We start from the raw sequence: 11,286 nt of genomic DNA, 5'->3' as shown, positions 1-11,286 counted from the left end.
AAATGAATTTTCAAGCGGTACATCATATTCATCTATTAAAATAATTGTTCTCTTTCCATAATATTTTTCAAGACATTGGCTTAAAAATCTTAATGCTGTAGCATATGAAGACATATCATCACTTTTTTGGACTATGTTCATATATTCTTCCTTTTCAGTAGATAATCTTTCATCTTTTAAGATAAATGCATGTCTTCTGAATTCATTTGATATTTCCTCTCTTAAGCATTGAAAAGCCAAATCTAGGGTTGGCTGTTTTGCAGATTTTAAGGATAAATTTATTACAGGATACTTTCCCATATGTGAAGTATATTCTTCATCTTCATTCATTATATTAAGTCCATCAAAAAGATATTTGTTATCCTTTTTACTTCCATCAAATTCATTACGTTCATCTTCAAAGAAATACTGAAGCATACTCATATTTAATGTCTTTCCAAATCTTCTCGGTCTTGTAAACAAATTTACTGATGCTTTATTATCAAGTAAATCTTTTATTAATAATGTCTTATCTACAAAGTAATATCCTCTTGCTTATAAGCATTTCAAAATTATCTATTCCTATTGGCAAAGGTTTCTTTTTCATATACACCTTCCTCCATTCACTTCTATATCTGTTTTATCATTATATCCTAATTTATTATATTTTTAAACATATATGTTATAATAAAAAATCATCTGTCTGGATTCCATTCAACAGCTATCTTTCCCCACAAGTGGGGAAAATCTTAATATCATAATAAAATGTAATATCTAACAAATATCGACAACGGAATCATTCGCCTAAAAAGCGTAAATGATGTAGATTTTAAAACCACTGCTAATTTACTTGGCCATACAGCAGAAATGACACTGAGAACATATAGCCATGTTACTGATGATATGATATAACCAGCAGCCAATATAATAAAGAAAACTTTTTCCAATTAAATTCCAGCAAAGCTTTACTCTGCTTCATAAATACCTCTATGAAGCATTTCCTTAAATTCATCCCACTCAACCATGTGAGCCCCCATAGATTCAAGATGTGAAGTATATACCTGGCAGTCAATGAATTCAAAATCAAGCTCTTCTAACTTCTTGGCTAATGTTATAAGAGCTGCTTTTGATGCATTGCTAACCTTTGAAAACATGCTTTCACCGAAAAAGCATTTTCCAATTACAACCCCATAAAGTCCTCCTACAAGTTCATCATTCAAATAAGTTTCAACACTTGCCGCAAATCCATTATTAAAAAGATTTATATAAGCTTGCTTCATATCATTAGTAATCCATGTGCCTTCTTTGTCTTCTCTCATAGATTTACAATTTTCTATTACTCCTTCAAAATTCTTATTAAATACAACTTGAAAATGTCCATTTCTCATGACCTTTTTCATTGATTTTGAAATTTTGATTTCATCTGGCTTTATTATAAATCTTGGTTTTGGACACCACCACATTATAGGTTCCCCCTCATTATACCATGGAAAAATCCCATTACTGTATGCGAGAAGAAGCCTATCCATTGATAAATCTCCTCCAAATGCCAGAAGTCCATCCTCTTCACTGTTTTCTGGATCTGGAAATATAAATTCTTCACTTAATTTATATATAGCCATTTTTATCTCTCCCTTATAATTAACCACATACTATATCTTATAATTTATAAAATATTTCATAAAACATAATAATCTATTTAAATAATCAATAACTACAAGCTATTATATCATATCTAATTTTCTCAATACTATGTTCACATCAATTTGAAGAAATCTTATGAAAATTTCTTTTTAAAGCAATTAGAATATACTGTAACAATTTTTTCTTATGTTGAATATATTACTAGTATAACAGAAAGATAAAATATCTTAATTAAACTTCAAAAGATAAAATATCAGGGGGTATCTTCAATGTCAAATAAAAACAACAATAACTGTTCATGCAAATGCTGCTGTAAATGTAAAAAAGTAAAAAAGTCTAATAAATGCTGCTGTTGCAATAATAATAATAATAATAATAATAATAATGCTTATTCTAATGCATTCAATGCTGGTTTTTCTGCTGGTGCTTATTATGCTAACTTTGGAAGCTGCGGATTTGGCGGTGGCTTCGGTGGATTTGGTGGCGGATTTGGCGGCTTAGGATATGCTGGATTATTGCCATTCCTATTCTTATAGAATTTTACAAAACGATTATGATGTTCAGAAATTATTCTCAAAATTTCTTATCAATGAACAGAAGGTTTTCCCCATCATATGGCAGATACAACAGATATAGAAGAAGAGGCAGGGGCATCAGTTTCAATAATAGATTAAACCGTAATCTTAACAATTCTTATAGATTTAATAATCGTAGTTATGGAAATCTTTACAGAATGAATAATTCTGGTATATCTCTTGGAGGATTTACTAATAGTCTCCTTCTACCTCTACTTTTACTTGCCTGATTTCAAAACCTTTAAATTAAAACAAGGGATTGCCGTACAAAAATCAGATATACAATACTAAAATATTTGTATTTCTAATCAAGCAATCCCTTAATAATATAAAATTAATACTTTATTCCTTTCCTGCAAGTCTCTTGTAAACTGCAAGTCTGTCTTTTGAATCCTTCTCATTTTTATCAAATAATTTTTCTGCTTCTTCTGGAAATACCTTTGCAAGTGATGAATATCTTACTTCTCCCATTAAAAATTCTTTAAGATCTCCCTTTGGATCTTTACTATCTAATGAAAATGGATTTTTTCCGCTTCCACATAAGGAAGGATTATATCTATAAAGGTTCCAATATCCACACTCAACTGCCTTTTTTTCTTCTTCCTGTGAATTAGACATTCCTATCTTTATTCCATGATTTATACATGGTGAATAAGCTATTATCAATGATGGTCCATCATAATTTTCAGCTTCAACAAGAGCTTTTATTGTCTGGTTTTTGTCAGCACCCATAGCTATTTGTGCAACATATACATAACCATAACTCATTGCCATCATTCCAAGATCTTTTTTCTTTGTACGTTTTCCGCATGCAGCAAATTTTGCAACAGCTGATGTCTGAGTTGATTTTGAACTCTGTCCTCCTGTATTTGAATATATTTCCGTATCAAATACAAGAACATTTACATTTTCATTGGATGCCAAAACATGATCAAGCCCTCCATATCCAATATCATATGCCCATCCATCACCTCCAAATATCCATTGTGATCTCTTCATAAAAAATTCCTTATCATTTAATATTATTTTTGAAAATTCACTATTATCTTCCTCAAGAACTTTAATTAACTTTTCAGAACGTTCTCTACTTCCTTCAAGAACATCCATGTTATCAAGATAATCTTTAAGCACTTTCCTTACATCATCATCAATATCTTCATTTAATGCAAGACATATGTTTTCTGCAATCCTCTCTCTTATTGTCTTCACTCCCAAATACATTCCAAGACCAAATTCAGCATTATCTTCAAATAATGAATTTGCCCATGCTGGTCCATGTCCCTGTGAATTTTTACAATATGCTGATGCTGGTGTACTTGCTGCCCATATAGATGAGCATCCTGTTGCATTTGCAATCATCATCTTATCACCAAAAAGCTGTGTTACAAGTTTTGCATATGGAGTTTCACCACATCCTGCACATGCCCCATTATATTGAAGAAATGGAACTTCAAACTGGCTTCCTTTTACAGTTGTTTTAGTCATAGGATTTTTATTCTTAACCTTCTTTACATCATAATCCCAAACTTCTATCTGGTCATACTGACTTTCCTGTGATTCCATTATTAGTGCCTTTCCTGGTGCTGGACATACTTGCGCACAATTTCCACATCCAGTACAGTCAAGAGGTGAAATTCCTATGCTGTAGTTTAATGTTTCTTCAGTTTTTAATCCCCTTGGTTCTATAGATTTAAATCCTACTGGTGCATTTTCTTTTTCTTTATCTGTTAATAAAAATGGTCTTATTGTTGCATGTGGACATACATATGAACACTGGTTGCATTGAATACATCTTTCAGGTATCCATTTTGGTACATTTACAGCAATTCCTCTTTTTTCATAAGCTGTTGTTCCATGTTCAAAAGTTCCATCTTCCATTTTAGAATTTATAAATGCAGATACAGGAAGTTTATCGCCTTTTAGTTTATTCATAGGAATTACAATGTCTTTCACAAAATCAGGTAAATCATTTTCAGTTTTATGATTTTCATCAACTGCATTTTTCCAATCTGAAGGGATTTTAATCTTTATAATTTTCTCTATACCTTTATCAATGGCATCATTATTCATCTTTACAATGTTTTCACCTTTTCTGCCATAGACAGAAGATACTGCTTCTTTTAAATATTTCACTGCATCTTCAAGTGGAATAATTTCTGTAAGTTTAAAAAATGCAGACTGCATTATCATGTTTATTCTTCCACCGAGTCCTATATCCTGAGCTATTTTGACTGCATTTATTGCATAAAAATTTATATTATTTTCTGCAATATATCTCTTCATAGATGCTGGAAGTTTTTCTTCAAGTTCATCACAATCCCAAATTGTATTTAATAAAAATACTCCTCCTTTTTTAAGTCCCTTGAGCACATCATATTTATATACATAAGCTTGATTATGACATGCAATAAAATCAGCTTTATCAATTTCATATCTAGATTTAATTGGATTTTTTCCAAATCTCAAAGAAGATATTGTTATTCCTCCAGATTTTTTTGAATCATAGTCAAAATACCCCTGGGCATACATATCTGTATGATCCCCTATAATCTTAATTGCACTCTTATTAGCACCAACCGTACCATCTGAACCAAGCCCCCAGAATTTACATGATGTACATCCATCAGGAACTACATTTATATCTATAGGCCTCAATGATGTTTCTGTTACATCATCTGTTATTCCAAGTGTAAATCTGTCCTTTGGTTCATCTAAAGCAATATTATCAAACACAGCTGCAATATGTGATGGTGTAGGATCTTTAGAACCGAGACCATATCTTCCTCCCACAATGCATGGAGCATCCTTTTTATTGAAAAATGCTTTTATGACATCTAAATATAAGGGTTCTCCAATAGAACCTGGTTCTTTTGTCCTGTCTAATACTGCAATTTTTTTTACACTTTTAGGAATTACATTTAATAATCTTTCAGCACAGAATGGTCTATAAAGTCTTACTTTTACAACCCCTGTCTTCTGTTTATTTTTATTTAAAAAATCTACAGTTTCTTCAATAACATCATTTACTGCTCCCATTGAAATTATTATTCTGTCTGCATCTTCTGCTCCATAATAATCAAAACAATGATAATTTCTTCCTGTAAGTTTATTTATTTTCTCCATATAATCTTCAACTATTTCTGGAATTTTTTCATAATATTCATTAACTGCTTCTCTTGTCTGAAAATATATGTCTGGATTTTGAGCTGTTCCCCTTGTTACTGGATGATTAGGATTTAATCCTCTTTTCCTAAATTCTTCAAGAGATCTGTAATCAATCAGATCTGCAAGTTCATCATTTTCCAGCACTTCAATTTTTTGAAGTTCATGAGATGTACGAAATCCATCAAAAAAATTTAAAAAAGGAACTTTTCCTTTTATTGCAGATAAATGCGCTACTGGTGATAAATCCATAACTTCCTGAACGTTGTCTTCACACAGCATTGCAAAACCCGTTCCTCTTGCTGCCATAACATCCTGATGATCTCCAAATATACTTAAAGATGATGCTGCAATTGCTCTTGCTGCTACATGAATTACACATGGAAGAAGTTCACCTGCAATTTTAAACATGTTAGGCAACATTAAAAGCAAACCTTGAGATGCTGTATATGTGGATGTAAGCACCCCACTTTGAAGTGAACCATGAACTGCACCAGCTGCTCCTGCTTCTGACTGCATTTCAACAACCTTTACTGGCTGTCCAAATATATTTTTCTTTCCTTTAGCTACCCATTCATCAACATGTTCAGCCATTGGTGATGAAGGTGTTATAGGATAAATAGCTGCAACTTCAGTAAATGCATATGAAACATATGCTGCTGCAGTATTACCATCCATTGTTTTTGTCTTTCTCATGTTAATCCCTCATTTTCTAAATTAGAATAACTTAAACTTTCATAATTCTTATTCTTTACAGCTTCAGCTTATATTATGTACTTATTTTTTTCTTTTTTAATTGTATATGACCATACTAATTTTTCCTACACCCATCCATTTTCTTCAAAATTCATGTTTAAATATAATTTGTATTTTTAAAAGTATATATTTTTATCAATATGATGATTTACATTCTAAATTTATCCTGTATAATATATACTGAACTTCCTAAAGTGTCTACAATTCTATTATTAAAATTAATTATGGGTATCATGTGTAAAATAAAATTTAGTAATAGAGGTAAAAATAATGTATTATAGCGATTTAAACACAGTCACAACTATGGCTGAAAACAAATCAGTCCTTTCAAAGGACAAACCATTGGTATATTTAGGACGCTCAGCTTTTACAGGCATCCTTCTTTTTCTTGCAACAGTGCTTTCATACACAAATGGAGCAATACTTGCTCCAAATTATCCTGAATTTGCAAAAATAAGCTGTTCAGCACTGTTTTGTTTTGCAATTATTGCAATTGTATTTTTCAATGGAGAATTATTTACTGGAAATAATTTTGTAATGTTCACAGGTCTTCTTGATAAAAAAGCATCTATCTATTCAACTTTGAGAGTATGGATATATTCACTTTTAGGTAATGCATTAGGAATAATATTCTTTGCATATATATTTGTAAAAAGCGGTGCTTCATTATCAATATTAAAACCTTATTTAGAACCAATTGTACAGGCAAAGATGGAGCTTTCCCCTATTCAGGTTATTCTAAGAGGAATTTTATGTAACTTCAGTGTTTGTCTTGCTGTTTTTTCAGGAATAAAACTTAAAAGTGAATTTGGAAAAGCACTTTTAATGTTCTTCTGTGTATTCACATTTGTTGTAGCAGGATTTGAACATAGTATTGCTAATATTGCAATATTCTCAATTGCAGGCTTTTCATTAGATTCATTTAATTTAGCACTAGCATTGAATAACATTTTATGGGCTGTTACAGGAAATATCATTGGAGGCGGAATATTTCTTGGAGGAATATTAAAATTCACAAGTATAGATGGCTGATATATTCAGCTAAATGTATCCAGAATTTCTTCAGAAATATAGTCTGTAAAAAAATACTGTATCAGAGGAATTTAAAATCCTCTAATACAGTATTTTTTGTATTATTATATATTTATTTAAAAAGATTTGTGTTAGCTTATTATTTTTCAATTGGCTTTTTTAATACTGCAAGAAGCAGCATTCCGATAACTGCTCCAATAGCAACTGCTAAAATATACATTAATGGATTTCCTATAACAGGAACTACAAATATACCACCATGAGGTGCCATTAAGGTACAATTGAATATCATTGAAATTGCACCAGCTGTTGCTGAACCAACAACACATGCAGGAATAACCCTTAATGGATCTGCTGCTGCAAATGGAATTGCACCTTCTGTTATGAATGATAATCCCATTACATAATTTGTAATACCTGATTTTCTTTCATTTTCAGTAAATCTATTTCCAAAGAATGTAGTAGCAAGTGCAATTGCAAGAGGAGGAACCATACCTCCAGCCATAACTGCTGCCATAACTTCATAATTTCCTGAAGCAAGTGAAGCTGTACCAAATACATAAGCTGCTTTATTGAAAGGACCACCCATGTCAATAGCCATCATTCCAGCTACAACTATTCCTAAAAGTACCTTGCTTGTTCCGCCCATTGAATTAAGAATTCCAGTAATTCCGAGATTTATAGAACCAAAGAGTGGATTTACAATTATCATTATTATACCAATTAATCCTATGCCAAAGAATGGATATAATAATGTTGGTTTTAATCCATCTAAAGCATCTGGGAGTAAATCAAATACTTTCTTAAGTCCAAGAACTAAGTAACCTGCTGCAAATCCTGCAAACAATGCACCTAAGAAACCACCGCTTATTGGTGAAATGCTTGAATCAAAAGCACTTGAATATGTAGTACCTGCATTTGCTAAAGCTCCACCTACAAAACCTACTGCAAGACCTGGTCTGTCAGCAATACTCATTGCAATAAATCCAGCCAGTATAGGAAGCATAAAACCAAAAGCATTTTCTCCTATTGTCTTAATCAAAGCCGCTATAGGTGTATTTTTACCAAAATTGCTTGGATTTATATTATAATCATCTAAAAGAAATGCTAAAGCAATTAATATACCTCCTCCAATAACAAATGGAAGCATATGTGATACACCATTCATTAAATGCTTATATATCTGACGTCCAATACTTTCATCATCAGAATCATCAGAAGATTCAGAAGCTCCTCCTGAATGATGATAAACATGAGCATCACCACTTACTGCCCTATTTATAAGTTCTTCTGCTTTATGAATTCCATCTGCAACTTTTGTCTTTATTACTTTTTTTCCATCAAATCTTGCCATTTCAACATTTTTATCAGCTGCAATTATAATACATTCAGCTTTTTCAATTTCTTCTTTAGTCAAAACATTTTTAGCTCCTCCAGAACCATTTGTTTCAACCTTTATTGTAACTCCCATTTCTTTACCTTTATTTTCTAGGCTTTCAGCAGCCATGTAAGTATGAGCAATTCCTGTCGGACATGCTGTTACTGCCAATACTCTATAAGAACCTTCTGCCGGTTTAGCTTCTTCTCTTGGTTCTTCCGGAAACTTTTCTGCTTCTTTTTCATCTATTAATTTCAAAAATTCCTTTTTATCATTACAGTTTATTAATTTTTCTCTAAATTCCCCATCCATTAATATAGTTGAAAGACGTGCTAAAACTTCCAGATGAAGATTATCACTGTTATCAGGAACAGCTATCATAAAGAATAAATTTGCTGGCATTCCGTCTAACGAATCATAATCAACACCATTTTTGCATACTCCTGCTGCAAGACTTGCCCTTTTAACTGCTTTTGTTTTTCCATGAGGTATTGCAATTCCATCACCTATACCTGTTGTACTCAATTCTTCTCTTGCAAGTATAGCTTTTTTATATTCTTCCTTATCATTTAAATTTCCTGTCTTATCCATAAGGTCTACAAGAATATCTATGCATTCAGCTTTAGAATTTGGTTTAATATCAAGATTCATTCCCTGTTCATGTAATAAATCAATAATTCTCATTTTAATTCCTCCTCTTACTAATAAATTTCATATATGATAAGGTTTACTTTTTTACTTTAATCTATACCAATATTTCAACTGATACTCAAATATGAATATATTAAATATTTCATTTAAAATCAGTTAAGTGTATTGGCATAAACTTCATTTAAGCAAACTCTGGCTTAGTTTTTATATTTTCTATTTCATCTGTAATAACAGATTTTCTACTTCTTCTTTTGTTGCAAGTTCTTCTGAGAATGCACTGGCACTTCCTGTTGCAATTCCCATTTTAAAAGCTTCATCTAAGTTTTTATTTTTAAGATATCCCCATAGGAATCCAGCAACCATTGAATCTCCTGCACCAACTGAATTTTTAAGTGTTCCTTTTGGAACTTCTCTCTTTATATAATTACCATTTTCAGGAATTAGTATTGCACCATCACCAGCCATTGATATAAGAACATTTTTAGCTCCCATTTCCTGCATTTTCTTTCCATATTTTATTATGTCTTTATCATCTTTCAGTTCTACATCAAATATTTCTGCTAATTCATGATGATTGGGCTTAATTAAAAATGGCCTGTATTTTAATACATTTAATAATAAATCTTTAGTTGCATCCACAATGAACTCAACTTCTTTATCTAAAAGATTTTTCATAATCCTTTCATATATATCATCTGGAACACTCTTTGGAATACTTCCTGAAAGTATAAGAAAATCACCTTTTTTTAGTTTGCTTACCTTTTCATAAAGAGATTCAAGGTCTTTTTCTGTTATATCAGGTCCTGCACCATTTATTTCAGTTTCTCCATCACTCTTAAGTTTTACATTTATTCTTGACATTCCATTATCAAGTTTTACAAAATCACAGTCAACACCATGTTCTTTTACCTGCCTTAAAATTTCATCACCTGTAAATCCTGCTATATAACCTAATGCAGTATTATCAACTCCTAAATTCTGCAAAACTATTGAAACATTAATTCCCTTTCCCCCTGCATAAACCTGTTCACTGTTGATTCTATTTAATGTATTTGCTTTAAAATTATCAACTTTTACAACATAATCTAATGAAGGATTTAAAGTTATAGTATTAATCATATTATTTCACTCCTATCACTTTTGTATCATAATTACTATTCCCATTTGTCTGACTTGTTATTAATATGGAATCACTTATATCTGCGAAAGTTATAAAACTTACCTCTTCAAGTTTTGATTCATCAGCAAGAATATAAGACTTTATACATCTTGTTATTGCTTCTCTTTTTACCATTGCTTCATTTATATCCGGAGTGGTATATCCATTTTTATTACTGACTCCATTTGTTCCAAAGAAACCTTTTGAAAAATTATATTTCTTAAGATCATCTACAGCATTGCTTCCAACTATAGCTTCTGTGGATTCTTTCACCTCTCCTCCTAAAATGATAACTCTTATCCCTTTTTCAAGAACTTTCTTAGCATGAACTATGCCATTAGTCACTACCAATATATCCTTCGCCTCTATAAAATCAATCATTTCTTCAGTTGTAGTACCTGCATCTATATATACAACATCACCATCTTCTATAAGTCCTGCTGCATATTTTGCAATCTGTACTTTTTCTTCTGTATTTAAAGTTTTTCTTAAATTAACTTTATAATCATGTTTAGAAGTGTTATCGCCGATTGAAATTGCTCCTCCATGAATCTTTTTGAGTTTTCCATCATTATTTAGTGCATTTAAATCTCTTCTTACTGTTGATTCTGATGCATTAAGGATTTTCACTAATTCAGTTACTGAAACAATTCCTTTGGCTTTTAATTCATTAAGAATGATATTATATCTTTCTTCTGTAAACATTATCACCACTCCTTGATATTATAATATAACATTTTTTAAAATAATTCAATCATTTTCTTTCAAAATCTTTCATTTTTTTATTGCTTTTTTAAAGTTTATAATTGTTTTTGATTGTTTTTTGTTCTTTTTCTATTATAAGACTTGTTTAAAAAGCCTGTTAAATTTATTAAACTATTCTGAATTCTAATCTATTCTAATGTACATCTGATAATTTATAGCAATCAAACTTTATATCATTTTAGATG

7 protein-coding genes and 1 pseudogene are annotated in these 11,286 nt (G+C 31.1%); 2 read left to right on the top strand and 6 right to left on the bottom strand.

Annotation, left to right across the window (positions count from 1 at the left end; genetic code table 11):
- Both Q0F58_RS14000 and aat read right to left on the bottom strand, forming a co-directional pair.
- Positions 1 to 586 (bottom strand): annotated as a pseudogene (locus Q0F58_RS14000) (AAA family ATPase); the annotation flags it as partial.
- 358 nt (positions 587 to 944) lie between these two features.
- Positions 945 to 1,601: a leucyl/phenylalanyl-tRNA--protein transferase gene (gene aat, locus Q0F58_RS13995; protein ID WP_294377715.1), complete on the bottom strand. Its 657-nt coding sequence runs from the start codon at positions 1,599 to 1,601 to the stop codon at positions 945 to 947.
- Between the two features lie 291 nt (positions 1,602 to 1,892).
- Here aat and Q0F58_RS13990 point away from each other — a divergent pair, with 291 nt between their 5' ends.
- On the top strand, positions 1,893 to 2,159 hold the full coding sequence (locus Q0F58_RS13990) for a ground-like protein (protein WP_294377711.1): 267 nt from the start codon (positions 1,893 to 1,895) through the stop codon (positions 2,157 to 2,159).
- 381 nt (positions 2,160 to 2,540) lie between these two features.
- Here Q0F58_RS13990 and nifJ read toward each other — a convergent pair whose 3' ends face one another.
- Complete coding sequence (gene nifJ / locus Q0F58_RS13985; protein WP_294377708.1) at positions 2,541 to 6,056, bottom strand: pyruvate:ferredoxin (flavodoxin) oxidoreductase; 3,516 nt, start codon at positions 6,054 to 6,056, stop codon at positions 2,541 to 2,543.
- Between the two features lie 330 nt (positions 6,057 to 6,386).
- Here nifJ and Q0F58_RS13980 point away from each other — a divergent pair, with 330 nt between their 5' ends.
- Positions 6,387 to 7,148 carry a formate/nitrite transporter family protein gene (locus tag Q0F58_RS13980; protein ID WP_294377706.1) on the top strand — a complete coding sequence of 254 codons (762 nt, stop codon included), beginning with the start codon at positions 6,387 to 6,389 and terminating at the stop codon, positions 7,146 to 7,148.
- A 139-nt stretch (positions 7,149 to 7,287) separates the two neighbouring features.
- Here the strand turns inward: Q0F58_RS13980 and Q0F58_RS13975 are convergent, their stop codons facing one another.
- The 3 genes from Q0F58_RS13975 to Q0F58_RS13965 form a co-directional block, all read right to left on the bottom strand.
- Positions 7,288 to 9,210: a fructose-specific PTS transporter subunit EIIC gene (locus Q0F58_RS13975; protein ID WP_294377704.1), complete on the bottom strand. Its 1,923-nt coding sequence runs from the start codon at positions 9,208 to 9,210 to the stop codon at positions 7,288 to 7,290.
- 180 nt (positions 9,211 to 9,390) lie between these two features.
- The gene (pfkB, locus tag Q0F58_RS13970) at positions 9,391 to 10,296 is read right to left on the bottom strand and encodes a 1-phosphofructokinase (RefSeq protein ID WP_294377701.1); all 906 of its coding nucleotides are present in this window, start codon (positions 10,294 to 10,296) and stop codon (positions 9,391 to 9,393) included.
- A gap of 1 nt (position 10,297) precedes the next feature.
- The gene (locus tag Q0F58_RS13965) at positions 10,298 to 11,041 is read right to left on the bottom strand and encodes a DeoR/GlpR family DNA-binding transcription regulator (RefSeq protein WP_294377698.1); all 744 of its coding nucleotides are present in this window, start codon (positions 11,039 to 11,041) and stop codon (positions 10,298 to 10,300) included.
- Between the last annotated feature and the right edge of the window lie 245 nt (positions 11,042 to 11,286).

It is taken from the genome of uncultured Clostridium sp. (assembly GCF_934754915.1).
Lineage (GTDB): Bacteria > Bacillota > Clostridia > Clostridiales > Clostridiaceae > Clostridium.
Note: the sequence above shows the minus strand (reverse complement) of the source record. Positions and strands in the feature narration are given on the sequence as shown.

What these genes read in the sequence shown, in the direction of transcription:
- Q0F58_RS13980 (WP_294377706.1), top strand. Translation starts at nt 6,387, where the DNA reads ATGTATTATAGCGATTTAAACACAGTCACAACTATGGCTGAAAACAAA.
- aat (WP_294377715.1), bottom strand. Translation starts at nt 1,601, where the DNA reads ATGGCTATATATAAATTAAGTGAAGAATTTATATTTCCAGATCCAGAA.
- Q0F58_RS13965 (WP_294377698.1), bottom strand. Translation starts at nt 11,041, where the DNA reads ATGTTTACAGAAGAAAGATATAATATCATTCTTAATGAATTAAAAGCC.
- Q0F58_RS13990 (WP_294377711.1), top strand. Translation starts at nt 1,893, where the DNA reads ATGTCAAATAAAAACAACAATAACTGTTCATGCAAATGCTGCTGTAAA.
- pfkB (WP_294377701.1), bottom strand. Translation starts at nt 10,296, where the DNA reads ATGATTAATACTATAACTTTAAATCCTTCATTAGATTATGTTGTAAAA.
- Q0F58_RS13975 (WP_294377704.1), bottom strand. Translation starts at nt 9,210, where the DNA reads ATGAGAATTATTGATTTATTACATGAACAGGGAATGAATCTTGATATT.
- nifJ (WP_294377708.1), bottom strand. Translation starts at nt 6,056, where the DNA reads ATGAGAAAGACAAAAACAATGGATGGTAATACTGCAGCAGCATATGTT.